Here is a 24,217-nt window from a genome sequence, read left to right as displayed (position 1 = left end):
ATTTCTATTTATAGCTAATTTAAACTAATTATTTTTTAATAAATTTAATTTATTATTTTCAAAACAAAGAATATTTGCTCTTATCTGACCAAAATCATAATATTAAGAACAAGCTACCTGGCGAAGAAAAAATTTGAATTAAATAAATGGCGATCGCCATCAATAACACAAAAATTGAACTAGATTCTGAACTGCCCTCACTTCTAGAAGCAGAGAAGGATTTCAATCAACAAACTTGAAATATTGTGAGCAACAATTATGGATTGGCTAACTGGTACATTAGTTATTGGAATTTCTGCTGCCTTTGCAACTACTTTTGATGACAATATATACTTGACGGCTTTCTTTGGAAAAGTCAATCATGCCTTTCGTCCCAAACATATTATCGTTGGTGAATTTGTTGGATTTACCGCGCTAGTATTTGCTAGTTTGCCTGGTTTTTTCGGTGGTTTAATTCTTCCAGAAGCTTGGATTGGTTTGCTAGGAATACTTCCAATTTCTATTGGTATCATTAATCTCATGAGTCGAGATGATGATGGAAACACCATCCAAGATGTGTCTATTGACTTTAATCATTCAGTCAAATCTAGACGTCGTAAAAAATCATTACTCGCAACTCTGTGCGATCCCCAGACTTACCGTGTTTCAACAGTAACTATTGCTAATGGAGGAAACAATATTGGTATCTATGTACCTTTGTTTGCTAGTAGCAATCTTCCAAGTTTGGGCGTAATTTTATGTGTTTGTTACTTGACTGTCGGACTGTGGTGTTTCCTCTCTTATAATTTAACTCGTAATCCTCTCATGGCACCGCTTTTGGCTCGTTATGGTCGAAAAGTTTTCCCGGTAGTGTTGATCTGGCTTGGTTTCTCCATCATGATGAAAAGCGGCACATTTCAACTTTTTCCCATTGTGGCAACACTTTTCAATTAGAGATGAGGTGATCGCGCCTTAATGAAAAGCATATTACCTTCATCTAATTGGGAAAACTGCTAGTGTATTTCTACTAGTGATTAGTCAATGTAAATTCTGGCTATCTCCACCCATAAATTAATTGATAAATCAGGGAAAATGCCAAGCTATAAACAACTTTCAGGGATGCTCTTAAATGAATTATACAAAAGTAAAATTCCGCTTGCTTTTCAGTTGATAGTACAAAATTGATTGCAAGTGTGTATAAATTAGGTATTGAATACCTGATACGGATGTAATGACGATGAAATTTTTCCAAATAGCTTTAATAATCTTCATGCTTTTGCTCAACTTAGTAAGAATTTCTCCCGCTTGGGCGGATGAAGAATCGCAATTAAGCAAAAATCATAAATATTTTGTGGGTGAAAGAGTTGTTTGGCTTTATAAAGCTCGTTCTGACTCAGATCATATCCAAAGAATTCCCGCCGAAGTAATCAAGCTAGGTTCTAAACAAGTACAAGTCAGGGTACGTAAACAAGATAACAAGTTCGTCAATCGTTGGGTAAATACAGACAAGCTGGAATAATGATAAGAAATGACAAGAATAGCTAATAGTAAGCAATTATATTTAGTATTTCCAAACATAATTCAACAATTAGAAATAAAAAGCTAAAAAAATAGCTGATCAGAGCAAAAGTAAATCATCACTTTTATCTATTGTTAGGAAAAATAATAATGTTTGCTTTGAGAGTTTGATTGGTTTTATCTTAAAGTCAAGGTGAATTAAACGCAAATAATAAAAATTAACAACTCTAAGAGGAAGAGACTAATGAACAAACTAACTTCAAAAAAATTAGCTTCTTGGATTTTAAGTGCTGTATTTCTAGCATTTGTTGCGGTATTTTCTCTGTTAGATCAGCCTTATGCTCTAGCTCAGTCTCAATCAGAAACTCTACCCACGCCTACTGAATCTGTACCTCCAACCGTAGTATCTCCCGCTCCAGCCACACCCCCAACAATGTGGGCTGTAGATCCTGTTGCAGCAAATGTTAGACGCCTCTTAACAACCAATGAATGTGTTGGATGCAACCTCTATGAGGCACAACTAGAAGGGGCTAATCTGCAATCAGCTAATTTAGAGGGTGCAAACCTGCAAAAAGCAGAATTAGAAAAGGCTAATTTGCAGGGAACAAACCTACAAGCAGCAGATTTGCGGGAGGTAGATTTGAGTAAAGCAAATATTGCAGGAGCAAATCTCGCTGGGGCAAACTTGTATGATGCAGATTTAGAAGCAGCGAATCTACAAGGAACAAATCTCTCTGGAGCAAACTTACAAAAGGCAGATTTACAAAAAACAAACCTTGCAACTGCCAATATACAGGGAGCAAACCTGCTAGGAGCTGATTTGGAAGATGCAGTAGTACCTCCAGGAATGATGGCTCAGTATCCGTATCAGTATCAGTAAGTAACAGTAATCTGAAATCAAAGCTAACTGTATAAATGCTTAAGCCAGGGATTACCCCCTGGCTTAAGTTTTTTAAATTTGATAATTCATATCAAGTCTGGCTAATCACTTACGATTAAAATTTCTCCGCGTCTTTGTGTCTCCGTGTCGCCGTGTCCTCTTCAGTACGCAGTTCATGACGGCTACTTAATCTAAATTGATATAGTTGCATTTCGCAAAATATTCGCTCCCACAGTAGAACCACTTAAGCCACTGCCCATGATAGCGATCGCGCAGAGAGAAACAGTCTGGTTCAAATTTATTAACTACTTTAACCCCATCAATGTAATGTATTTAATATTATAATTTTTAATAAATTCTAAAAACACAATAATAATTCTCTTGATAATATGAAAAAAATTAAATTTACTAATAATGCTGGTAAACTAACTGCATTATTATTTCTAATCACAATTTTGCTGACACCTTTTGTGGTTGTAAATGCAGGAGAACGCGGTGTATTGATGCAGTTTGGCAGAGTACAAGCAACAATATTGGATGAGGGAATCCATATCATAATTCCCATTGTTAATACAGTCAAAAGAATTAGTGTGAGAGTTCAAAAACAAGAAATATCTGCTGAAGCCTCTTCTAAAGATTTGCAAGATGTATTTACAGATGTAGCATTAAATTGGCATATTATACCTAAAGAAACTAATGTCATTTTTCAAGAGATTGGTGATGAAAAAGACGTAGTTGAAAAAATTATTAATCCCGCAGTAGAAGAAGTTTTAAAAGCAGTGATGGCAAAGTATACAGCAGAAGAAATTGTCACTAAACGAGGAGAAGTAAAATCTGGAGTAGATAACACATTAACAACAAGATTACATGGATATCATATTGCAGTTGATGATATCTCATTAGTTCATATCAATTTTTCAGATAAATTTACTGAAGCAGTAGAGGCAAAACAGATTGCTGAACAAGATGCTAAACGAGCAGATTTTATCGCACTGAAGGCAGCTAAAGAGGCAGCGGCTAAAGTAAATTTGGCAAAGGGAGAAGCAGAAGTAAATAAATTACTACGTGATAGTTTGACTAATGAAATTTTAGAAAGACAAGCGCTAGAAAAATGGGATGGTAAATTACCTTTAATTATGACTAAAGATGCTCCTAAGCTTTTAAATATACATGAAATTTTAAAAAGGAAATAATTGGATTATATTAAAAAACCCAGTTTTAAAGACTGGGTTTTTGATTAGCTACCAGAGAATAAATTAGGAGTATCGATGATTTTAAACTGGATTAGAGCCAGAATTAAAAAGGTATAGGCAGTTGAAGAAACTAAACCTGTCAGTAATTCCTTTTTTAAATTACGTTCTTGAGATTCTTTTTGAAACATATCGATTGCACCTGCTTGCATCAAGAGAATCCCAATAATATTAGATAGCCAATAACCAACTATGACACCAGGCATAAGTAATTTAGGAGCAAAAAGACTACAAATATAGCCGAAAAAATAAGCTATTGGTAAATTGAATATTAAATCATTCCACCAGCACAATGGTGATAGTAGATATCCAATCACTAAGAAAAATCCACCTCTAAGCTTCTGCAATAAGGTTTTGGGTAAATTCTCTGAAGTTTGTGATAACAACTCTTGTTGGCTCTTTTTGCTACTAATCATGTTTGTACAGTAAATCTATCCACTTTATGTACTTTAAAAGAAAAAATTAAAAAAGTCTACCCCTTAAACGAAATTTAAAACATAAAAATATAGGGTTTACACGTATCTAAATTGTATGAAAAAGACCTATACTAAAAACTAAAAAATTTCATTCCTCATTGATTAAATGTTGTTCTTCAGGAAGCAATTTTGTTTCACTTACTGGCTGTTCACTGATCGTATTTGCTGACTGTGATAAAGGTCGAATAATTAAACTCACGTCCATTGCCCAAGCGATCGCTACCATCCAACCTGCAATAATGTCACTAGGAAAATGAACTCCTAAATATAGACGCGTCCAGCCTATCACCAATATAAATACACCACCCAAAATTACTGTCAGCCAGCACCACATACTACCCCAAGTTAAAACTACCAAAATGGCAATCAAGGTCATACTTGTCATGGCATGTCCACTGGGGAAAGAATAATCAAACTCTGGTGCAATAGAATCCCATAGATGGGGACGTACTCTATGCCAAAACTCCTTGGCTGTGCGATTGATAGTCAGACTACCAGCAGCAGTAATCAGTAAATAAGTCAGCGATCGCCAGCGACGTTGCATTAGTAAAATTAGTGCGATCGCGCTGAGGATGGGTAATACATTCCAAAACGAACCCAGTTTAGTTAACATTGCAGCAAATACGTCTAACTGGGGCTGGGCTACAGAGTGAATCCTCACCAAAATCGGTAAATCCCAAGGAAAGCCGCCCTCATTTTGCCGTACCTCTAACGCTAGTAGTCCAAAAAATTGTAGTGGTAAATACACCCCAACGAACAGCAGTAACAAAGAACGCCAATGAGTAACTAACAGTTTCTGCACAAACTCCATAACCAATTGTGGCTTTAGGCGCAATGTTTGATTCTCATTGTTGATTTTGTCTAACTCTGTCATCTTAAGTACAGTAATTTGTAGTAGTTAGTGTAGTTTTTTGTAAAACTAGTGTATTTTTACTACTGAAGTGTAGATACAGCCTGGCAATTACTTTGCCACACAAAGCGGCTAAAGCGTATGTGTAAAATTTTATCAACATTTTGTATCTCTTCACAGAAATATAGACTTTTACGATATTTTAATCTTAAAATACGGTAAGTCAATCAGGTTTTAGTGTTTTATGGTGATTTTCGAGCAGTCGATTAAAAGTTGCAGTTGCGCGAAACGTTCTGTACAAGAGCGTTACAACCAATCTTTTAGTTTCAGCTAAACAAAGCCGCATTGAGAAAACCCCGGTCAAGGATAGGAGTATGGATTTTTTATTATTGCCTCTGTTCAGCTTTCTAGTTGGTATTTTTGTTGGTTTGACGGGAATTGGTGGTGCTTCCCTAATCACCCCAATGTTGATTTTTGTTTTTCAAGTACCACCTGCCGTAGCTATTAGTTCTGATGTCGTTGCAGCAACACTCATGAAAGTTGTTGGTAGCATTAAACATTGGCAGCAACAAACCCTTGATGTGCAGGTAGTGAAATGGCTAGCTTTGGGAAGTGTTCCTGGTTCTCTATTCGGGATAGGCATACTGCACCTGATTAAACACAAGGCAGAACATAACCTGAACGAAATCATGCTGCACCTGTTAGGTATGACGATTCTGTTAGTTACAGTTTTGGCGTTGGTGCAAATGCTGCTGTTGACTTTCTTCCCAAAGCTTCAATTACCTGAATTACCAAAATTTGATTTAACAACCCAATTAGGATGCTTGCAGACTGTAAGTATAGGAGCATTTTTAGGTTGTATTGTCGGTTTAACCAGCGTCGCTTCCGGTTCAATGTTTGCCTTGGTGCTGATTGCTTTTTTCCGCTTAGATGCACGAAAGTTAGTTGGTACAGATATTTCTCAAGCTGCAATTCTTTTACTGTTCACCGCTTTTGGACATCTTACCTTGGGAACAGTTGACTGGGGTTTAGTCTTACCAATATGGCTTGGCTCAGTACCAGGAGTATTACTAGGGGCTAAAATTTGTCAAGCTGCGCCGCAGAAACCATTGCGGTTTATGATTTACTCTATATTGGTGATGGTAAGCTTAAAGCTAGTTTATTAGATGCATTTGCATGGGGCATGGCTATTAATTAGCAAAGTATGACAATACTAGATCAGAGTTGGGATATTCCACTTTACTATTAACTTATTATTTCTAAAGCAAGAGAGAAAATGTACCTCTTTCATACATAATGTATAAACCTAAGCCAATCAATATAAAGGGTACAGCAGTTTTACCATAGCGACTTAAAACTTGAGCTACTTTTTTTTGACGAGCTAATAAATAAGTAACGGTGTACCAAACACCTTTCATGATTAGAAACACTATAATAATTACTAATAATTCTACTAATCTATAACCAGCAAATAAAGGAATATAAATACCAACATTATCACCACCATTCGCAAAGATAATTGCAGCAACTTTATAAGTTTGAGGGCTAAAAATACTCAAAATAAAATTTATAACTGGATTTTTATTAGTAGATGGATTGAAATCAGTAGTTACAGTCTGAAGTTCTGAATCTTCTACTTCTTGACTCACTAATTGCTTAATACCAATCACTATGGGTAGTATTCCCAACAATCCTATCCAGGCTCTTGGTACTACTAAACCACCTAAAAAACCTGGTAAACTAACAATAATGATAGCAATAAAACCAAGATATTGACCGATGAAAATATGGCGACGACGAAATTGATAATTTAGCTGTGAAAAAAATAGTAGTAATATAATAAAGTCGTCAATATTGGTGGCAGTAAAAGCAATAATTGCCTCAGTAATAATTGTGGTAATATTAATCATGCGGTATTGTCAAAAATCATTACAGAACAATAAAATATTAAGCAAACAAATCAGGATATACTGAGATGAGTGAGTTGTTTACTACACTCTTAGTCGGAATATCAGCTTTCATAGCCACTAATATTGATGATATCGTTATTTTATTGCTACTGTTTTCTCAGTTAAACTCTACCTTCCGATCTAAGCATATTGTTGCTGGCCAGTATTTAGGCTTTACAGTGTTAATTATTGCTAGCCTGACTGGATTATTTGGTGGATTAGTCATACCACCCAACTGGATTGGATTACTGGGATTAATACCAATGGCGATGGGTATTAGCAGTTTGATCAATCGAGAAGAAGATGAAACTCAAGAGGCAGCGCATTGTGGTGAGGTTGTAGTTCCCACAGTTGAGTATCAAGATTTAAATACTACAAGTCTTTTCAATACACAGACTTACAGCGTTGCAGCCATCACTATCGCCAATGGCAGTGATAATATTAGCGTTTATGTGCCATTATTTGCTAGTGGTGATTTAGGCAATTTTCTGATTATTGTTGGTGTATTTTTTATACTAATAGCAGTGTGGTGTTATCTAGCTTATAAATTTACTTCTCAAGCAAAAATTGCCAATATTTTAAGTCGATATTCTAGCTATATTTTTTCCTTTGTATTAATAATCATAGGTGCAATCATTATTTTAAAAACAGAATCTTTAAGCTTGCTTAAGCTAGCAGCAAGTTGTGCATGTCTGGTGATTTTAGTTAAACGTAACTGAAAATCAAGCTCCCCGACTTTTCTAAAAAGTCGGGGAGCTATGCCTTTTAATTTTCATAATTTTATCTACTAATTAAGCTACTTGCACCTTATCCTCCATCAGGAGATTTTCAAAAGCTATCATTACTCGTGTATGAAAACGTTGACGGTGTTTCAGTTTCCAAACAGGCTGAACAATTTCTAATTTTTTACTAGATTGTTTTTGGGGATCGATAATTTTCACGGCGTGCAATGTCCCTAGTAGCAATTCTTTTTTCACCATAAATTCTGGAATTGCTGCCGCACCAACACCACTTTCTACAACTGCCTTCACCATTTCGCTAGTATTTAAGTTAATTACAACATTGAGGTTGCTGGGTTCAATTCCCCAATTTTGTAAGGCATGATCAAATATTTGTTGTGCACCGGAGCCAGACTCACGCATCACCCAACCTGTATTGAGTAATTCATCTAGATAAATCTCGCTACGTTGATACCAAGGGTGAGATTTGCCAACAACAATTTGCAGGCGATCGCTTCCTACTTCTTCCTTTTCTAAACATTGCTGCAATGATGCTTTAATTTCCCCTGTCACTAAACCCAAATCATACATACCGACAGCAGTACCTTCACAAATTTCCTCAGCATTTCCCAGCTTACAGTTGATAAAAATACCAGGATATAACTGCTTGAACTGGCTGATTTTTTCAGGTAGCCAATAGTTACCAACCGTAAGACTTGCACCTAACTTCAACTCTCCCCGTTGCAGATTATTTAATTCCTTTAAGCAACGTTCTGTTAACTCTACATGATCAAGAATTTTCTGTGCCTCACCCTGCAATAATTTTCCAGCATCTGTGATTTCAATATGCCTACCAATGCGATGAAATAACCTAACACCATATTCTGTCTCTAGGCTTTGGATCGCAGCACTGACTGCTGGCTGAGTGATGTAAAGTGCTTCAGCTGCACGGGTAAAGTGCAATACTTCTGCCACGGCTAAAAAAATTCGCAACTGCTCCAGCGTCATTTTGGCTCTGTACAGGCTTGAAGATAGTGATTGTGAAAACCTTGAAAGTATTATACGGTAAATTAGGCGGAAATATGTAGATTATTTTATATATTCTTGATGACATTGTTGCAGTTATATCTGCATATCAATAAATTACGTCTATGAATTTGACAAAAAAGAATGTTTGCTTTTATTGATGGAGAGCCATAGAGTGAAACTATGGCTTCGGTACAAGCTTCTTGGGTAAAGCAAAGCACCAGTTCGATTCATGAGTTTATTTGCTGATGACTACAGAATTTAACTGCCAACAATCAATGATCGCTTCTGTGTTACTACACAATCACTAAGCAATACTATATTCACAACTCACAACCTCCATGTCAATAAGCACCCAACTAGATACTGATACAGACGGTTGAGAATCACTACCCTTGAGGAGACAAGATACAAACATGAGTGGATTACTGACTGCTATCCCTACAGGACTCACTGCTTTCATTGCTACCAACCTTGATGATATTGTTGTCCTGTCACTATTTTTTTCCCAAGTCAATGCTTGCTTTCGCCGTCGCCACATCGTCATCGGTCAATATTTGGGTTTTAGTCTCCTAGTGATTGCAAGTTTACCCAGTTTTTTTGGCAGATTTATCTTTCCAGAATCCTGGATTGGGTTACTTGGTATTGCTCCTATCATCATTGGGATCAGTCGCTTATTACATCCAGAGACAAACGAGCAAGAAGATTTAAACAACCCCGAATCTTCTCAAGCTTGGTGGTACAACTTCCTTTCACCCCAAACTTACGGTGTCGCAGCGGTTACCATTGCCAATGGTGGAGATAACATCAGTATCTATATGCCAATGTTTGCCACTCATACATGGGATAGCTTACTAGTGATTTTGGCAGTTTTCTTTGTGATGGTAAGTGTGTGGTGTTATACAGCTTATTGCTTAACTCAGGTAAGTGCGATCGCATCTGCAATTTCTCGCTACGGTAATCCTTTAGTTCCCTTTATCTTGATGGGATTAGGTGTTTCCATTTTGATAGAAAGTCACACTTTAGAAACTCCTGCCTTAATTTTAATCACTGTTATATCTATTGCTTCCTATCTCTTAATTGTAGGCAAGAATGCATGGCAAGAAGTTTATGGATTTTCTTTGGGATCACCTGAAACCGAAGTATTGTCTAGGCTGAAACAAAAATAAATTTTTCTCATATGCAAATTGCATCAATAGACAGATGAGGAATTGTACGTAATATACCCTAAATAAGGTAGTTAGTATCTGTAAAAAAATCATTTTTCTCAGGAGAAAATATGAAACTATTCAAAAATACTCTAATTAAGATTACTCTTGTTTGCTTATTAATACTAGCAAACTTGATGTTCACTCAACCATCTTGGGCAGGTAAGAAAATCAGTGACGATCCAGATTATGTAGAAGTCACCAAATTATTAGAATCTGCTTTGCAAGATAAACAAACTCAAGGTTCTACATCAGAGCTTGACCAAGCGATCGCTAATTTAAAATTCCAAAAATATATTTTGGAAAATAGCAAAGAACCTGTTGGAATTTGTCGTAACGAAACAGATAAGACTCTGTTAGTCTATGGTAAAAAACCCAAAAAATCTAGCTCAACCTACAGTAATCAATTATATCTTTTACCTAGTGGTGCAGAAACTGATGACGAGTGGGATTGTCAAGGCGTTTATATCCCTGGGCAAACTGCCGCAGAAGGGCAGGAAGCCACACCAGCTCAAGCTTTTAAGATTGTTCATGGAACTCGCTTAGTTGCTACAACCAATCCCGAAACTGGAGAAACTGAATTCAATCTTCCTCCTCTAAAACTTATCCAGTCTGGCGACAAAGATAACTGGTTTATCCCTGAAAATTTACAAGCCGCACTTGATGCTGGATTGACTACTGCAACAATTGACGATTAAGTAATATAAGATTCCCGACTGATTGTGAATACCAGGAGGCTAGGGTAAAAGTCGGTAATCTAATTATTCATAAAATTGAGAGAGTTTTAATTAAAAAATCTCCAATTTGTAGGGTGCGTTAGGATTATCGTCCTAACGCACCATTAATCTACAACAATGGTTGGTTACGCTGTCGCTAACCCACCCTACATTGATTCAGCGGTAGTCTTTTAATTGATTTTAAGAGGGTGCTAAAGTTAATAACAAGTTAGTAGTCTATCAATTTTTGTATTTTAATAAAAAAAAATTATTGATTTTCATTTGAGATAAATGTTGATTATGCAATTTTTTATCTAGAAATTTTATAAAATAACATTAATTAAATATAAGTATTTTGACGGTTCCTTGAAGACGTAAATCTGATGAAGACAGACGTAGAAAAATTAGAAGTCAAGACTTTAGAAAAAAAGAAATACAGATCAGATCGAGTTCGAGATCACTTGGCTAATGAGCGTACCTATCTAGCTTGGATGCGGAGTGGGATTGCGCTTATGGGTTTTGGTGTTTTGATTGTGCGCTTGCGGATCATCCGCCCTCCATTAGCACCACAACCTCCTGGTAATGGTTGGAAGTTAGGTTTAGCATTTGCCTTGGTAGGTATATTAACAGTGTTACTTTCAACTCAACATTATTTTGCTGTTCGCCAAGACATTGACGAGGATACCTATCAACCTCCAGATCGTTGGATACTACTGGCGAGTTTAGCTGTAGTTCTTCTGGGTGTGGGAGTACTGTATTACGTATTTACGGTTCCTCTAGATTATTTACAGACTTTTATATTGGAGTAATAGAGTGTAGGTTTGTAGCTGACTAGCTTGAAAAATAGGGCTGGCAGAAGTCAGGGAGGGAGAGATAAGGAGACAAGGGGCAAGAACGTCATTCAGATTTCCCCGTGTCCCTTTGTCCTCTTCTTCCCAATGCCCAATTCCCTATTGACTAATTGAATGCAGATAATTCCAACTCCACTAAATCCTTGAATAGCGAAGTACTCAAGTAACGTTCGCCAAAGCTAGGTTGAACTATGACAATTAACTTACCGCTATTTTCTTTTCGCTTGGCTACCCCAATCGCAGCAGCTAAGGCAGCACCTGTAGAAATACCCGATAATAAACCTTCTTCTCTTACTAATCTGCGGCTATAGGCGATCGCATCTTCATCAGAGACTGCAATCACCTCATCAATCAATTCTAGACGGCAAATTGCTGGAATAAATCCCGCACCAATTCCTTGAATTTTATGCGCTCCCGATCTCCCTCCGGAAAGAACTTGACTATTACTTGGTTCTACAGCAATAGTTTGAAAACTTGGCTTGCGTTGTTTAATCACCTCGGCTACACCAGTCACGGTTCCGCCTGTTCCAACTCCCGCCACCAAAATATCTACCTTGCCATCGGTATCTTCCCAAATTTCTTCAGCAGTTGTCTGACGATGTACCTTTGGATTAGCTGGATTATTGAACTGTTGTAGCATATAGGCATTGGGCAATTCCGCTACAATTTGTTCAGCTTTAGCGATCGCTCCCCGCATCCCTTCTATACCAGGGGTTAATTCCAATTGAGCGCCATAAGCTCTCAACATTGCCCGTCTTTCTGTACTCATCGTATCTGGCATAGTTAGAATCAAATGATAGCCTTTAGCAGCAGCCACCATAGCTAAGGCGATACCCGTATTTCCAGAAGTAGGCTCTACTAATACCGTCTTTCCAGGATGAATTAAACCTGCCTCCTCTGCGCTTTCCACCATACTTACGCCAATTCTGTCTTTCACAGAGGCAGATGGGTTCATGCTTTCTAACTTGATCACAATATTTGCTACAGCTCCCTCTTGTTGAGGAATCCTATTCAACTGCACCAGTGGAGTACGTCCGACTAACTCTGTAATATTTTTGGCAATTTTCATAACAGTATTCTTATGTTATTAAATGTAATACATCTGGCCTTTCTGCAACCGTGCTTCTCGCTGCTCAAATAGATCTTGGATGGTATATTGGCTCAAAATAGCTTGTGCAGCTGAATCTGCTTGCTGCCAAATGTTATGCACCAAAATTTTTTCTAAATTTTCTTCACCAGGAAATTCTTTTTCTTTCTGTTCTCCATCCAACATAATCACAACCTCCAACAAAGTAAGTTGTCGAGGTTCACGCAATAAAACAAAGCCACCTTTAGAGCCACGTTGACTCTGCACTACACCAGAGCGCCGCAGACTTGTGAGAATTTGCTCTAGATATCGCTCTGGGATCGGATGCTTGGCAGAAATATCACTCATAGTGACAGGAGTTTTTTGACCAAAATTGTTAGCTAGTTCTAAAAGTGCTATGAGCGCATATTCCACTTTGGCAGACAGATCCAGGAGGCCATACTTTTGTTTTCTTGAACTCTCATTTATCATACTACGGTTAGCTGATAGGCTTATTGTACATTAAGTGAGAAAACAGTTAAAAATAATGTTTACTCCGATACAATTTACTAAAATCTCATTAAAGTACTATAAGCTTATCAGATTACCGATGTTTAATTCTCAAAATCTTGATTTGAGTATGAGACTGGACTAACCTAATCGCAAAAATGTGCTGTTACCTCACCTAAATTAAGATTTATGAACGTGATTCCGCAGCCCATAATTTGCCAAAGATTCTATGAATAATTTTTAGATGAGGCAGTAATTTGAATACATAAAAACCGGATTTTTATAGAAACCCGGTTTCTATAACCAAATATTTCTCATTCCTACCTTATGGCGTAAGCAGCTGGAAATACCTTTGTTTGTTTAGGTTGGATGTAGACACGTTGTCCTTTTTCTAGCTGAAGCTGATAAGATTCTTCTCGACTGAGATAAGCATTGAGTGTTTCACCAGAGCGCAAGATTAATTCCACACGAATCTCCCAACCAAGATGAATAATTCGATCAACGATCGCAGATGTACTGTTGTCGTCGGCATTCGTCTTAATCAAGATATCGTGTGGTCGTAAAAACACTTTGTCACTAGGAGAAACTGTATTCTTGTTGGGTACGAGACCAACATTACCAGGTAGAACATTCACAGGGCCAATAAAACTCATCACAAATGGTGTGGCTGGATTGTCATAGATTTCCGCCGGACTACCAACTTGTTCTACCCTTCCTTGATTCATGACCACAATGTCGTCAGCAACTTCCATTGCTTCCTCTTGATCGTGGGTAACAAATACAGTCGTGACATGAACTTCTGAATGCAGATTGCGTAACCAAGCACGCAAATCCTTACGGACTTTGGCATCTAATGCACCGAAAGGCTCATCTAGTAATAAGATTCGGGGTTGTACAGCCAGGGAACGTGCTAATGCTATCCGTTGTCTTTGGCCACCAGAAAGCTGAGAAGGATAGCGATCGCCAAATCCTTGCATCTGTACCAATTCCAAAAGTTCTTCAACACGTTGGTGAACCCGGTTCTTAGGATGCTTACGCAGATTCATAGCGAAAGCGATATTTTCACGCACTGTCAAGTGTTTAAACAGAGCGTAATGCTGGAAGACAAAACCAATGTTACGTTCTTGAACGCTGTGAAAAGTAGCATTTTCACCCACTAACCAAATTTCACCAGCATCAGGTGCTTCTAAACCAGCAATTATTCTTAGTAATGTAGATTTTCCTGAACCTGAAGGGCCTAGTAAAGCCACCAAAGAACCTGTTTTAACTTCCAAATTTACGTTGTCTACAGCATGGAAGTTTCCGAAATGTTTGGAAATATTTTGAAGCACAATTCCCATAGTTTTGCCTTCCTCTAAATTGGTCTATCTCAACTCAAATACTAATTACCTATCAATATTTAGTATTTTTCTCTAATAATACTAAATTTCTAGCCTGATGATGATGTTATTTCTCCTTAAAATTACTTAAAAATTCTTGAACTTATTGAATTAGCTTGTGTTAGCATCATTCTTGCTATACATAAATTAATACGGTTCACTCAAGCCTATAGGGCGGCTTACCAGAGGGTATTAAGGCTATTACAAATCAAGCGCTGCGAAGTCGGCTTCGGCTTTGTAGCGGCAATTTTAAGTGTCAGCGACCTCCAACATTTGTTTGTTTTCAAAACTTAGCAATGCCAGCTATCGCCGTCCGTATTTGGTTTACCAAAAATCTTGATATTTAATAATTCCAAGTAATTTAAACAATTACCAATTTGAGATAATGAACCCCGTAGTTCTAAGTCAAAACAACCTTGATGATGAGTATGATTGTCCAACTCTGCCCTCATAATATTAATTGTTAAACCATGACGAGAAATCATCTGTGAAATTATAGGTTCTTGCAAATAACATTGAGGAATATGTAAACGTACACGCAATCGCGTGCTACTGCTTTCAAAAACGAATGAAGTCATAAAATAACATTCGATGTATGCAGATGAAAATTAGATACAGAACATTCCACACACCACAGCAGAATCGCAGCATCAGTGTACACGTCGAGTTGAATGGGTTCTGCGCTCCAAAATTTCCTTCAATATCACTGTCACCACCGCCAACAGTGCCAATAGAACTGCTGCTGAGAAGGCAGCTTGAGTTTCGTACTGTTTATAGGCATCTTCAATAAACAGAGGTAAACTCTGAGTTCTACCACGGATATTGCCCGATACTACTGCAACAGCGCCAAATTCACCCATTGCTCTCGCGTTTGTCAAAATTAATCCGTAGAGGACTCCCCAACGGATATGAGGCAAAGTCACACGCCAAAAAATCTGCCAACCATTTGCTCCTAGTGTTTTTGCAGCTTCTTCTTGATCTTTGCCCATTTCTTCTAATACTGGAATTACTTCTCTAGCGACAAAAGGCATACTGACAAATGCTGTTGCTAGAACGATTCCAGGGAAAGCAAAGACGACTCTAATGCCTTGCTCCTGTAAAAAATCACCAAACCATCCTTGTCGTCCATAAAGTAGGATGATCATTAACCCAGCCACAACAGGTGAAATCGAAAACGGCAAGTCAATCAGACTTAAGAGGAAAGCGCGTCCGGGGAATTGATTACGAGCGATCGCCCAAGCCGCACACAGTCCAAAAATGGTGTTTAAAGGTAAGGTAATGACAGCTAGTATAAAGGTGAGCCAGGCAGCATGAAGAAATGCTGGAGTAGTCATATTGGCAAAAAACGGGCCAATTCCATTCCGAAAGGCAAAATAAAACAGATTCAGCGTTGGGATATACAGAATGAACAATAAATAGATGATGGAAATCCCAATCAAAATGGTAGGAGCCAAATTTCGTTGCTTTTTGGTTGAAAGATTGGTTTTATCACTTAACGTCATAACGTCTACCCCAAGCTTGTAAAAGATTAATGCACAGCAGCATAATCAATGAAATCAACAACAACACTACGCCAATCACAGTTGCGCCAGAATAGTCATACTGTTCTAGACGCTGAAAAATTAACACAGGTGCAATCAAATCTCGAAAAGGCGTGTTAGAAGCAATAATGACTACCGAACCATACTCACCAACAGCACGGGAGAAACCCAGGGCGACACCAGTTAAAATTGTCGGAAACAGGGGTGGAAATATAACTTTCCAGAAAGTCTGCCATTTGGAAGCGCCCAAACTCCAAGCAGCTTCTTCCACTTCCCTTTCCATTTCCTGGAGAACTGGTTGTACTGTGCGAACAACAAATGGTAAGGAAATAAATGTCATGGCGACTGCTACCCCTAAACGGGTAAAAGATACCTTGATACCCAAAGGTGCTAGCCAAGAACCAATCCAGCCATTGTCACTATAGACTGTCGCCAAAGTTAAACCCGCAACTGCTGTCGGTAAGGCAAAAGGTAAATCGAGAGAGGCATCAATGAAATTTCTAATTGGCAGAGTGAATCTACCAATAGACAAGTTAAAGTCGTAGCGTACTAAAACCCAAGCTAGAATGCTACCAAAGACGCCGTTAAGCAAAGCACTAAAGGTAGCAGTCACAAAAGTGACATCATAAGTCGCCAAAGCGATCGGGCTAGTAGCAATTCTCCAAATATTCTCAGGACTTTCAGCAGCAGCTTTGGTAAACATCGCTAGCATCGGTACTAGCAACATAATACCTAAATATACGTAAGTCACTACCCATGTCCAGGGAATCTGAGCTATTGTCTCTAGCAGTGACTGACGCTTAGGTCTGTAATTGCGAGGGAATTGTTGTGAATGCGAGGATACAGTCATAGCTATTCTAGGAAATGGGCATCGGGAATTGGGGATTGGGAAGAAGAGGACAAGGTGACACGGAAGGGGAGGCAAAGACGCGGAGAATAAAGGGGACGAGAAGAATTTTTCCTTACTCTCCCACTCTCCCTAATCCTTAGCCTTTTAAATCACCTTCTCTTCGACTGAATTTGGTCAAAAATTGCCCCATCGTCAAAAAATTTCTTCTGAACAGCATCCCAGCCACCGTAGTCTGCTACTGAAGCTAATCTTTCCACTTTAGGATATTTGTCAGCCAATTCCTTTGTTTGCAGTTTTGCCTCATCTACTGGACGGAACCCTATTCTGGCAAATTCTGCTTGGGCTTCGGGAGTAAACAAATATTCCACAAAAGCTTGTGCTACCTCGCGGGTTCCGTGTTTATCAACGTTTCGATCAACCACAGCTATGGGGTTATCAATCGAAATATTTACAGATGGGATAGTGTAGTTAACTTTTTGTCCTTGTTGGGATGCCAAGAGAATTTCATTTTCATAGTTAATCAAGGCATCGCCTTGACCTTGCTTGAAAAAGGCGTCCGTAGCTTCACGGGCATCCTTAGATAACAAAGGTACGTTTTTGGTGTAAACCTTAGTAACAAAATCTAGGGCTTTTTCTTCCCCACCCCCAGATTGAATTGCTGCATTCCATAAAGTCAGGAAGTTCCAACGCGCAATTCCAGAAGTTTTCGGATCAGCAGTAATTACCTGCACACCATCTTTACCTAAATCGTCCCAGGTTTTGATGTTTTTAGGATTACCTTCACGAGTAATTAGAGCTGCTACAGACTTTGAGACAATCCCATTGTTGGCAACTTCCTTCTCCCATCCTGGTTGAATTAATCCAGCTTGCTCAATTCGTTTCACATCCAAAGCTAGAGCCAGATGTACAATATCAGCTTCCAAGCCATCAATTACAGCACGAGTCTGGGAGCCAGAACCACCGTAACTTGGTCTAAACGTGACGTTTTGGTTGTGTTCTTGCTTCCACTTTTCTACAAATTTGGGGATGATCGCATCATGAGCTGCTTTTGTCACAGCAAAGGATACTAAAGTCAGTTCAACATCTTGCTTGCTGGCTGCTACTGGACTGGCTCCACTACCATTAGTAGTTGTCGCATTCTGTCCACCCCCACAGGATGCGATCGCTACACTCAGAATAACTCCTACCAAAAACAGCGAAACAAAGCTTCTCAAAGACGTGCGTTTCCATCGATTCCAGATATCCGGCCACATACTGACTCTAGGCTCCTTACTTTAATCTACAGTTAATCAGTAGGGTATTAGTATTTATGGTTTAGTAATAGATACTACAGATATTTAAATGAAATAGCAAGACCAATCACCATAATCCCAGTCAAGAATGTGCAAATTTTATGACTTTAATAAAAATTTATAGAAATGCAAGCTGACTACAAACTGAGGAGCATAAACTTGACTTTGAGATAAAATATGAGAGTCTAATAATTAGACTAACTAAATATTTTACAAACGGAAGTACATTCTGCTCATGAGAAAATTGACAGGAACAAAACACTCAATCACACCTGCTACCATTCCAAAGTCGCTGATATTAACAACCCAAGAACTGACGCGCCACTTTGATAAATTCACAGCCGTTGATACTTTAAATATCTGCGTAGGTAGGGGAGAAGTATTTGGCTTACTTGGGCCGAATGGAGCAGGTAAAAGTACGGTAATTAAAATGCTGACTACCTTACTACCACCAAGCAGTGGACAAGCAACCATAGCTGATTATGATGTCACCCATCAATCCACTGATGTCAGAAAAGTTATCGGTTATGTACCTCAAGCTCTTTCTGCCGATGGTAGTCTGACAGGCTATGAAAATCTTTTAATCTTTGCCAAGTTGTATGATATATCGGTCAAGCAACGTCAACGGCGTATCCATGACGTATTGGAGTTTATGGGTTTGGATGAAGCAGCTCATCGCTTGGTAAGAAACTACTCTGGTGGCATGATTCGCAAATTGGAAATTGCCCAATCCATCTTGCATCGACCGCAGATTTTATTTTTGGATGAGCCAACAGTCGGACTAGATCCAGTCGCACGTACTCAGGTATGGCATCTAGTCCAAGAACTCTGTGCTAACTACGGTACAACTATATTTCTAACTACCCATTTTTTAGAAGAAGCAGATCATCTGTGTAACCGAGTAGCAATTATGAATCGAGGTAGAGAGATTGTGACTGGCGCACCCGCAGAATTAAAAACTACTATAGGTAAACCTAACGCAACCTTAGATGATGTTTTTATTTATTACACAGGGGATGAATTAGAATCGGGAGTTGGTTATCATGACACCGCAAAAACCAGACGTAATGCTCAACGGTTGGGTTAAACCTCAACGCTCAAAATTAGGTAATTTTATTTATGCGATCGCAGAACTAGTAAACAAAACTTTTGTGATTGCTGAACTAGAAGTGCGTAAACTCCGTCACGATCCAAGTGACTTATTGATCCGGGGTGTACAACCGGCATTATGGTTATTGATTTTTGGACAAGTTTTCACTCGTACTCGTGCCATTCCTACAGGTAGCTTATCCTATTTGGATTTTATGGCTCCTGGCATTTTGGCTCAGAGTGTGTTGTTTGTGGCAATTTTTACTGGTGGCATGACATTGATTTGGGAGCGAGATTTGGGAATTGTGCATAAATTCCTTGCTAGTCCCATACCCCGCGCGGCAATGGTGTTGGGTAAAGCCCTTGGTTGTGGGATAAGATGTTTACCACAGGTAGCAATTATTTACGGATTGGCGTTGCTTTTGGGTGTCAAACTTAATTTTCATCCCTTAGCTTTACTCCAAGTCCTAGTGATTGTGCTGTTAGGGGCGGGTTGTTTTTGCGTTTTTTCATTAATCATTGGCTGTCTTGTCAAAACCAGAGAAAGGTTTACAGGAATTGGACAATTATTAACAATGCCGTTGTTTTTTGCTAGTAATGCCATTTATCCCATCTCACTCATGCCAACATGGTTGCAGTTTCTCTCCCAAGTCAATCCCTTAACTTATCAAGTTGATGCCTTACGCGGTACAATGCTAGAAAATGGTTCCAGCCTTTATGGATTTAGTCTAGACTGTATCATTCTCTTGCTAACATTAATAGGCTTGACTATTATCTGTGGACGGCTTTATCCACGGGTGGCGATGTAATCAGGAGAATAATAACCCAATGAAGCTCGGTAAACCATCTCAAGAATGTGCAGCAAGAGTGATGGATACTATCCCATTATTGATGCGGTTTATTCGAGCAGATATGCGTACTCACAGTGCTGATTCTCTGTCCATACCTCAGCTGCGATCGCTAGCATTTCTCAAACGCAATCCTGGTGCTTCTTTATCTGAGGTGGCAGAACATCTTGGTGTTACCTGTGCTACGGCATCCACAACCATCGAACGATTAGTACAGCGCAATTTAGTACAACGCACAGATCATCCCCAGGAACGGCGGCGAATTGTTCTGAATTTAACTCAGCAAGGAAAACAGCTTTTAGAGGAATCTCAAGACAAAACTCGTGCTCATATTGCCAATATTCTAGAGAATTTGACACCGGAACAAGTATCACAAATTGAAGAAGGTTTAACTCTACTCAAAAATGTCTTCGAGCAAACAGATGTTCCAAAAGCTCTTTGAAGCTGGAGCTATAAGATATGACTCTTTGCTGGTATAAATTTAGGTGCTACAAGCTCTCCAATTCTACATCCCATATAATTCAATATTGATAACCGAACTAGATCAAAAAACGCGGTGCGTCTTTAGCAGTAGCAATTTCTCTACCCCAGGAGCACAGGCGCGATGTATCGCGTCTCTACAATGATTTTGGGATTACACAAAATAATTTTCACAGCCAAATCAGCAACACCAAAGCATCTAGAGTGTAAAAAAATATACAAATAAATATCTAAGATTTACAGGTACATACTCGTGAGCGATCGCTTGACTCTTCCTCATATCAGACCGCTATTTTTTTAGTATTATAATGATATCATTTTGATATAAATTTAGATAAAGTAGCCATTGTAAAAACTATGAAAGAAAAAATAAAGGAATTTCCGGCGTTCAAGCTCAACGGCTTCATAATATTGGCTGTGGTGGTGGCGATCGCGCTGGTGGGAGGATGGTATATTTGGTCTAGCGTGCAGGGGTTAGAAGCTTTACTGGCAAGGGGTTTGAAAGTTACTGATTTTATCGGTGGTGATGATACCGTGGCAGAGATTATTGCTTGGTTGGCTGCTACACTCCTGGTGATTGTCATCCCGTCTTTGTCAGGCTTCTTTACTGTTGAGCCTAATCAAGCGGTGGTGTTGGTGCTGTTTGGAAAATATATGGGAACCGTTCGGGAATCTGGCTTTTGGTGGACAAATCCCTTTGCTAGCAAGCAAAAGATTTCACTGCGGGTTCGCAACTTCAACAGCAAAATCATCAAAGTCAACGATGCCGAAGGAAGTCCGATTGAAATAGCTGCGGTTGTCGTCTGGCAGGTTTTCGATTCAGCTAAGTCAAGGTTTGCAGTGGATGACTATGAAGAATTTGTCGCCATCCAAAGCGAAACTGCGATTCGCTCTTTAGCAATTCGATATCCCTACGACAGCCCCGATGAAACAGAAACTCCTTCGCTACGGGGAATTCCTGATGAAATTGCTCACGCCTTACAAAAAGAACTCCAAGCCCGCTTAGAAGTAACCGGTGTAGAAGTGATTGAAGCACGGCTCTCGCATCTTGCCTATGCACCAGAAATTGCTCAGATGATGCTACGACGACAGCAAGCAAAAGCCTTAATTGATGCGCGGCGACAGATTGTTGAGGGTGCAGTGGGGATGGTGAATGAAGCGTTGAATCGTCTCAGCCAAGAACAAATGGTTAATTTGGATGACGAGCGCAAAGCTTCTATGATTAATAATCTATTGGTTGTCCTCACCTCTGAGCAAACTGCCCAACCCGTCATCAATGCTGGCACACTTTATAACTAGCACATGGGACAAAAAAAACGATTTTTGTTGCGTTTAGATGAGAAACTTTACGAGATACTGGAGAAATGGTCGGCAGATGAACTAAGAAGCGTGAATGCACAGATCGAGTATCTGTTGGCTGAAGCTGCGAAGAAAGCAGGGCGTTGGAAGGAAGACAAGAGCAAATCGGAGGAGGAGTGAGAGCTAAACATGATGAAATATCAGCTTACCAAAAGCCAGACTACCGAGTTAGAACTGTCTCCCAACCACCCGATTCTTTCTGTACAAGATTTAGGTAGAAGAGTTGAGGAAGAGTGGATCTGGAGTAATCTAAGTTTTCAATTGTTTCCAGGGGAGCGAGTCGCGGTGGTGGGTGCTTCTGGATCGGGTAAAAGCTTGCTCCTGCGGGCATTAGCTGGACTAGATCCAGTTCAAGCTGGGCAAATTATTTTTCAGCAAAAGCCTATGAATTCCTGGTTTATGCCTAGCTATCGTTCCCAAATTGTCTACTTGCACCAGCGCCCTGCCCTTTGGGAAGGAACTGTAGAAGAAAATCTCCAGCGAGTTTATAAATTAGCAGTTCACCACAATCAGGTTTACAATCGTCAGTCAATTCTAGATTATCTGCATATTTTGCATAAAGGAGCAGATTTTTTACAGCGTCCGATTAGAGCTATTTCTGGTGGTGAAGCACAGATAGTTGCCTTTTTGCGAGCTTTGCAACTTTCACCTGCTGTCTTACTACTAGACGAACCCACTGCTTCGCTAGATACTGAAACTGCCCAAAGTTTAGAGGCTTTAGTCGCAGTTTGGCAAAATGAAAACCCACGCAGAGCCTATCTTTGGACAAGTCACGATCGCAAGCAGTTAGAGCGCATTACCAACCGCCAAATTACTTTAAAGGACTAAGATTAATGGCAAGCAGTTATATCCAAATTGGTTATGGACAAGTAGCTTTGGCAACTTTGTTTATTTTGATCAATATGGGGCTTTCCTTTGGTTTGCGGTTGGGATTAGAGCAAAGCTTGGGGCTAGCCGCTTTCAGGATGGTAGGACAGTTGTTGTTGGTGGGGTATATCTTGCAATGGATATTTACCCTGAGCAATCCTGTATTAGTGATACTTTTGGCTTTGGGTATGACAGCGATCGCTGGTGTATCTAGCGTTAACCGCACGCGTAGACGGTTTGCCAGTATTTATTGGAATAATTTTATTTCACTTTTAAGTAGTTCTTTTTTAGTGACGGGGATCGTAGTGAGTGGGATTTTGCGCGTTCAGCCTTGGTACGAGCCTCAGTATCTGATTCCCCTTTTGGGAATGGTTTTAGGTAATGCTCTTACGGGTACGTCTTTGAGTTTAGATCGGTTTATGGAGGACTTGACTAGTCGTCGGGACGAAATAGAAACGTTACTGGCTTTGGGTGCTTCTCGTTGGGAAGCTGCACATCAACCGATTCGGGAGGCTCTGAGAATCGGCATGATTCCTACCATTAATTCGATGATGGTAATGGGATTAGTTAGCCTACCGGGAATGATGACTGGTCAAATTTTGGCTGGGGCAAATCCTACTGATGCTATACGCTACCAGATTGTAATTATTTTTGCACAGGCAGCAGGAGTTGCGATCGCCACAATGGGTGTTGTTATTTTAGCTTTTTTGGTTCTATTTAATCGAGATCATCAACTCGCAGACTTATTACGCAAGCTTGATTAAAATGCAATATGTCATAGGACTGCGCAGATTTAAGAAATAAATAGAAGACTTCATGCGTCGAGACTCAATATTTTATTAACCAGAACTCACCAAGAAGTCTCATCAGAGGCGAGTCACGCCATAATAGAGATGATTACGACGATTATGGTATACAAGTTTGAACAATTGAGCAGAAAGGAGGTTGAGTCAATGCTAGGAATCACGCTCAAGGAAACGAGAGTTTACCGAGAAATCAAGGAAGAAGCAACTGTTAATCTTGTGATTCGACAGCTAACTAAGCGATTCGGAGAACTTTCTGAGGAAATGCGCTCCTCAATTTCTAGTTTACCTTTGCCTGTGCTAGAAGATTTGAGTGAAGCACTGTTAGATTTTACCAGTTTGGCTGATTTGCAGGCTTGGATTGCAGCAAGATAAATGAAATTGGGGCGAGTTGCAAGTCTGGAAAAGTTGGGATAATGGTGATTGTTTAATTTGTCTAGCTTGCAGAGTTGATGAGAGTTTCTACTTGTGCTGGTTCAGCTAACACCACACCAAAGAGCATCAACCAAAAGATTAACCCAAAAATAGGCGATCGCTTAATCATTCCCGCACTCCCCGTATACACCTGACTTATGGAAAAAGCTTCTCAATTAGGCTGTATAACAAAGTCTAGGGATTTTCTATAATCTGGTCTATCCGAAAAAGAGGGATAATTATCCAAAAAAGTCAGTTTGTCAGTATTTTCAGATCCCTGGCTTCTTGTAGATGTCG

Annotated in this window: 27 protein-coding genes and 1 pseudogene; 17 read left to right on the top strand and 11 right to left on the bottom strand. The window is 39.3% G+C overall.

The genetic code is table 11. The features are described from left to right. Positions 1-258 precede the first annotated feature (258 nt). The 4 genes from U2718_RS15465 (at position 259) to U2718_RS15450 (ending at position 3,570) form a co-directional block, all read left to right on the top strand. Positions 259-933 carry a cadmium resistance transporter gene (locus U2718_RS15465; protein WP_341998863.1) on the top strand — a complete coding sequence of 225 codons (675 nt, stop codon included), beginning with the start codon at positions 259-261 and terminating at the stop codon, positions 931-933. A gap of 283 nt (positions 934-1,216) precedes the next feature. Next, a complete protein-coding gene (locus U2718_RS15460; protein WP_341998864.1) occupies positions 1,217-1,498 on the top strand; it encodes a hypothetical protein in 282 nt (93 codons plus the stop codon). 243 nt (positions 1,499-1,741) lie between these two features. Then, on the top strand, positions 1,742-2,377 hold the full coding sequence (locus tag U2718_RS15455; protein ID WP_341998865.1) for a pentapeptide repeat-containing protein: 636 nt from the start codon (positions 1,742-1,744) through the stop codon (positions 2,375-2,377). A gap of 389 nt (positions 2,378-2,766) precedes the next feature. Continuing rightward, a complete protein-coding gene (locus U2718_RS15450) occupies positions 2,767-3,570 on the top strand; it encodes a prohibitin family protein (RefSeq protein ID WP_341998867.1) in 804 nt (267 codons plus the stop codon). Between the two features lie 44 nt (positions 3,571-3,614). Here the strand turns inward: U2718_RS15450 and U2718_RS15445 are convergent, their stop codons facing one another. Continuing rightward, positions 3,615-4,043 carry a hypothetical protein gene (locus tag U2718_RS15445; protein WP_341998869.1) on the bottom strand — a complete coding sequence of 143 codons (429 nt, stop codon included), beginning with the start codon at positions 4,041-4,043 and terminating at the stop codon, positions 3,615-3,617. Between the two features lie 148 nt (positions 4,044-4,191). Next, positions 4,192-4,977, bottom strand: coding sequence for a phosphatase PAP2 family protein (locus tag U2718_RS15440; RefSeq protein ID WP_341998871.1), 786 nt, complete (start codon positions 4,975-4,977; stop codon positions 4,192-4,194). A gap of 350 nt (positions 4,978-5,327) precedes the next feature. On the opposite strand from U2718_RS15440, the gene U2718_RS15435 reads away from it, so the two are divergent. Then, positions 5,328-6,119, top strand: a complete 792-nt coding sequence (locus U2718_RS15435) for a sulfite exporter TauE/SafE family protein (RefSeq protein WP_341998873.1) — start codon at positions 5,328-5,330, stop codon at positions 6,117-6,119. 93 nt (positions 6,120-6,212) lie between these two features. On the opposite strand, the gene U2718_RS15430 is transcribed toward U2718_RS15435, so the two are convergent. Next, the gene (locus tag U2718_RS15430) at positions 6,213-6,863 is read right to left on the bottom strand and encodes a cadmium resistance transporter (protein ID WP_341998875.1); all 651 of its coding nucleotides are present in this window, start codon (positions 6,861-6,863) and stop codon (positions 6,213-6,215) included. 65 nt (positions 6,864-6,928) lie between these two features. Here U2718_RS15430 and U2718_RS15425 point away from each other — a divergent pair, with 65 nt between their 5' ends. After that, complete coding sequence (locus tag U2718_RS15425) at positions 6,929-7,621, top strand: cadmium resistance transporter (RefSeq protein ID WP_341998877.1); 693 nt, start codon at positions 6,929-6,931, stop codon at positions 7,619-7,621. A gap of 72 nt (positions 7,622-7,693) precedes the next feature. Here U2718_RS15425 and U2718_RS15420 read toward each other — a convergent pair whose 3' ends face one another. Continuing rightward, positions 7,694-8,629 (bottom strand): LysR family transcriptional regulator, encoded by a 936-nt coding sequence (locus U2718_RS15420; RefSeq protein ID WP_341998879.1) that lies wholly within the window; start codon positions 8,627-8,629, stop codon positions 7,694-7,696. Between the two features lie 434 nt (positions 8,630-9,063). Here U2718_RS15420 and U2718_RS15415 point away from each other — a divergent pair, with 434 nt between their 5' ends. The 3 genes from U2718_RS15415 to U2718_RS15405 all read left to right on the top strand — a co-directional run bounded on the left by U2718_RS15415 (position 9,064) and on the right by U2718_RS15405 (position 11,380). Beyond that, a complete protein-coding gene (locus tag U2718_RS15415; protein ID WP_341998881.1) occupies positions 9,064-9,816 on the top strand; it encodes a cadmium resistance transporter in 753 nt (250 codons plus the stop codon). 110 nt (positions 9,817-9,926) lie between these two features. Continuing rightward, positions 9,927-10,553, top strand: a complete 627-nt coding sequence (locus tag U2718_RS15410) for a hypothetical protein (RefSeq protein ID WP_341998883.1) — start codon at positions 9,927-9,929, stop codon at positions 10,551-10,553. 401 nt (positions 10,554-10,954) lie between these two features. Next, positions 10,955-11,380, top strand: coding sequence for a YidH family protein (locus tag U2718_RS15405; RefSeq protein ID WP_289792198.1), 426 nt, complete (start codon positions 10,955-10,957; stop codon positions 11,378-11,380). Positions 11,381-11,528: 148 nt separating this feature from the next. On the opposite strand, the gene cysK is transcribed toward U2718_RS15405, so the two are convergent. The 7 genes from cysK to U2718_RS15370 all read right to left on the bottom strand — a co-directional run bounded on the left by cysK (position 11,529) and on the right by U2718_RS15370 (position 18,021). Beyond that, positions 11,529-12,491 (bottom strand): cysteine synthase A, encoded by a 963-nt coding sequence (cysK, locus tag U2718_RS15400; protein WP_341998886.1) that lies wholly within the window; start codon positions 12,489-12,491, stop codon positions 11,529-11,531. A gap of 18 nt (positions 12,492-12,509) precedes the next feature. Then, positions 12,510-12,980, bottom strand: a complete 471-nt coding sequence (locus tag U2718_RS15395) for an Rrf2 family transcriptional regulator (protein ID WP_341998888.1) — start codon at positions 12,978-12,980, stop codon at positions 12,510-12,512. A gap of 338 nt (positions 12,981-13,318) precedes the next feature. Then, positions 13,319-14,338: a sulfate/molybdate ABC transporter ATP-binding protein gene (locus U2718_RS15390; RefSeq protein WP_341998891.1), complete on the bottom strand. Its 1,020-nt coding sequence runs from the start codon at positions 14,336-14,338 to the stop codon at positions 13,319-13,321. A 329-nt stretch (positions 14,339-14,667) separates the two neighbouring features. Beyond that, positions 14,668-14,955 carry an NIL domain-containing protein gene (locus U2718_RS15385; RefSeq protein ID WP_341998893.1) on the bottom strand — a complete coding sequence of 96 codons (288 nt, stop codon included), beginning with the start codon at positions 14,953-14,955 and terminating at the stop codon, positions 14,668-14,670. A 72-nt stretch (positions 14,956-15,027) separates the two neighbouring features. Beyond that, entirely contained in the window at positions 15,028-15,879 is an 852-nt protein-coding gene (gene cysW, locus U2718_RS15380) for a sulfate ABC transporter permease subunit CysW (RefSeq protein WP_341998895.1), read from the bottom strand. After that, positions 15,866-16,768 (bottom strand): sulfate ABC transporter permease subunit CysT, encoded by a 903-nt coding sequence (gene cysT / locus U2718_RS15375; protein WP_341998897.1) that lies wholly within the window; start codon positions 16,766-16,768, stop codon positions 15,866-15,868. The genes cysW and cysT overlap by 14 nt, the downstream gene beginning before the upstream one ends. 149 nt (positions 16,769-16,917) lie before the next feature. Beyond that, entirely contained in the window at positions 16,918-18,021 is a 1,104-nt protein-coding gene (locus U2718_RS15370) for a sulfate ABC transporter substrate-binding protein (RefSeq protein ID WP_341998900.1), read from the bottom strand. A 274-nt stretch (positions 18,022-18,295) separates the two neighbouring features. Here U2718_RS15370 and U2718_RS15365 point away from each other — a divergent pair, with 274 nt between their 5' ends. The 8 genes and pseudogenes from U2718_RS15365 to U2718_RS15330 all read left to right on the top strand — a co-directional run. After that, positions 18,296-19,147 (top strand): ABC transporter ATP-binding protein, encoded by an 852-nt coding sequence (locus U2718_RS15365; RefSeq protein WP_341998901.1) that lies wholly within the window; start codon positions 18,296-18,298, stop codon positions 19,145-19,147. Then, on the top strand, positions 19,104-19,958 hold the full coding sequence (locus U2718_RS15360) for an ABC transporter permease (protein ID WP_341998903.1): 855 nt from the start codon (positions 19,104-19,106) through the stop codon (positions 19,956-19,958). The genes U2718_RS15365 and U2718_RS15360 overlap by 44 nt, the downstream gene beginning before the upstream one ends. Positions 19,959-19,977: 19 nt before the next feature. Continuing rightward, positions 19,978-20,439: a MarR family winged helix-turn-helix transcriptional regulator gene (locus U2718_RS15355; RefSeq protein WP_341998905.1), complete on the top strand. Its 462-nt coding sequence runs from the start codon at positions 19,978-19,980 to the stop codon at positions 20,437-20,439. A gap of 395 nt (positions 20,440-20,834) precedes the next feature. Next, positions 20,835-21,776: an SPFH domain-containing protein gene (locus U2718_RS15350; RefSeq protein WP_341998907.1), complete on the top strand. Its 942-nt coding sequence runs from the start codon at positions 20,835-20,837 to the stop codon at positions 21,774-21,776. A gap of 3 nt (positions 21,777-21,779) precedes the next feature. Beyond that, on the top strand, positions 21,780-21,956 hold the full coding sequence (locus tag U2718_RS15345; RefSeq protein ID WP_016875675.1) for a hypothetical protein: 177 nt from the start codon (positions 21,780-21,782) through the stop codon (positions 21,954-21,956). Positions 21,957-21,965: 9 nt separating this feature from the next. Continuing rightward, entirely contained in the window at positions 21,966-22,664 is a 699-nt protein-coding gene (locus tag U2718_RS15340) for an ATP-binding cassette domain-containing protein (protein ID WP_341998911.1), read from the top strand. 5 nt (positions 22,665-22,669) lie between these two features. Continuing rightward, positions 22,670-23,467, top strand: coding sequence for an ABC transporter permease (locus U2718_RS15335; RefSeq protein ID WP_341998913.1), 798 nt, complete (start codon positions 22,670-22,672; stop codon positions 23,465-23,467). A gap of 72 nt (positions 23,468-23,539) precedes the next feature. Beyond that, a pseudogene (locus tag U2718_RS15330) lies at positions 23,540-23,881 on the top strand (DUF4351 domain-containing protein); the annotation flags it as partial. Positions 23,882-24,217 lie beyond the last annotated feature (336 nt).

This window comes from Chlorogloeopsis sp. ULAP02 (assembly GCF_038404745.2).
Lineage (GTDB): Bacteria > Cyanobacteriota > Cyanobacteriia > Cyanobacteriales > Nostocaceae > Chlorogloeopsis.
Note: the sequence above shows the minus strand (reverse complement) of the source record. Positions and strands in the feature narration are given on the sequence as shown.

Bases quoted from the DNA above. Each gene is read 5' to 3' on its own strand.
- U2718_RS15410 (WP_341998883.1), top strand. From the start codon at position 9,927: ATGAAACTATTCAAAAATACTCTAATTAAGATTACTCTTGTTTGCTTA.
- U2718_RS15385 (WP_341998893.1), bottom strand. From the start codon at position 14,955: ATGACTTCATTCGTTTTTGAAAGCAGTAGCACGCGATTGCGTGTACGT.
- U2718_RS15355 (WP_341998905.1), top strand. From the start codon at position 19,978: ATGAAGCTCGGTAAACCATCTCAAGAATGTGCAGCAAGAGTGATGGAT.
- U2718_RS15365 (WP_341998901.1), top strand. From the start codon at position 18,296: ATGAGAAAATTGACAGGAACAAAACACTCAATCACACCTGCTACCATT.
- U2718_RS15435 (WP_341998873.1), top strand. From the start codon at position 5,328: ATGGATTTTTTATTATTGCCTCTGTTCAGCTTTCTAGTTGGTATTTTT.
- U2718_RS15360 (WP_341998903.1), top strand. From the start codon at position 19,104: ATGACACCGCAAAAACCAGACGTAATGCTCAACGGTTGGGTTAAACCT.
- cysW (WP_341998895.1), bottom strand. From the start codon at position 15,879: ATGACGTTAAGTGATAAAACCAATCTTTCAACCAAAAAGCAACGAAAT.
- cysK (WP_341998886.1), bottom strand. From the start codon at position 12,491: ATGAAAATTGCCAAAAATATTACAGAGTTAGTCGGACGTACTCCACTG.
- U2718_RS15390 (WP_341998891.1), bottom strand. From the start codon at position 14,338: ATGGGAATTGTGCTTCAAAATATTTCCAAACATTTCGGAAACTTCCAT.
- U2718_RS15405 (WP_289792198.1), top strand. From the start codon at position 10,955: ATGAAGACAGACGTAGAAAAATTAGAAGTCAAGACTTTAGAAAAAAAG.
- U2718_RS15350 (WP_341998907.1), top strand. From the start codon at position 20,835: ATGAAAGAAAAAATAAAGGAATTTCCGGCGTTCAAGCTCAACGGCTTC.
- U2718_RS15335 (WP_341998913.1), top strand. From the start codon at position 22,670: ATGGCAAGCAGTTATATCCAAATTGGTTATGGACAAGTAGCTTTGGCA.
- U2718_RS15430 (WP_341998875.1), bottom strand. From the start codon at position 6,863: ATGATTAATATTACCACAATTATTACTGAGGCAATTATTGCTTTTACT.
- U2718_RS15460 (WP_341998864.1), top strand. From the start codon at position 1,217: ATGAAATTTTTCCAAATAGCTTTAATAATCTTCATGCTTTTGCTCAAC.
- U2718_RS15345 (WP_016875675.1), top strand. From the start codon at position 21,780: ATGGGACAAAAAAAACGATTTTTGTTGCGTTTAGATGAGAAACTTTAC.
- U2718_RS15415 (WP_341998881.1), top strand. From the start codon at position 9,064: ATGAGTGGATTACTGACTGCTATCCCTACAGGACTCACTGCTTTCATT.
- U2718_RS15420 (WP_341998879.1), bottom strand. From the start codon at position 8,629: ATGACGCTGGAGCAGTTGCGAATTTTTTTAGCCGTGGCAGAAGTATTG.
- U2718_RS15340 (WP_341998911.1), top strand. From the start codon at position 21,966: ATGATGAAATATCAGCTTACCAAAAGCCAGACTACCGAGTTAGAACTG.
- U2718_RS15395 (WP_341998888.1), bottom strand. From the start codon at position 12,980: ATGATAAATGAGAGTTCAAGAAAACAAAAGTATGGCCTCCTGGATCTG.
- U2718_RS15450 (WP_341998867.1), top strand. From the start codon at position 2,767: ATGAAAAAAATTAAATTTACTAATAATGCTGGTAAACTAACTGCATTA.
- U2718_RS15445 (WP_341998869.1), bottom strand. From the start codon at position 4,043: ATGATTAGTAGCAAAAAGAGCCAACAAGAGTTGTTATCACAAACTTCA.
- U2718_RS15440 (WP_341998871.1), bottom strand. From the start codon at position 4,977: ATGACAGAGTTAGACAAAATCAACAATGAGAATCAAACATTGCGCCTA.
- cysT (WP_341998897.1), bottom strand. From the start codon at position 16,768: ATGACTGTATCCTCGCATTCACAACAATTCCCTCGCAATTACAGACCT.
- U2718_RS15425 (WP_341998877.1), top strand. From the start codon at position 6,929: ATGAGTGAGTTGTTTACTACACTCTTAGTCGGAATATCAGCTTTCATA.
- U2718_RS15455 (WP_341998865.1), top strand. From the start codon at position 1,742: ATGAACAAACTAACTTCAAAAAAATTAGCTTCTTGGATTTTAAGTGCT.
- U2718_RS15465 (WP_341998863.1), top strand. From the start codon at position 259: ATGGATTGGCTAACTGGTACATTAGTTATTGGAATTTCTGCTGCCTTT.
- U2718_RS15370 (WP_341998900.1), bottom strand. From the start codon at position 18,021: ATGTGGCCGGATATCTGGAATCGATGGAAACGCACGTCTTTGAGAAGC.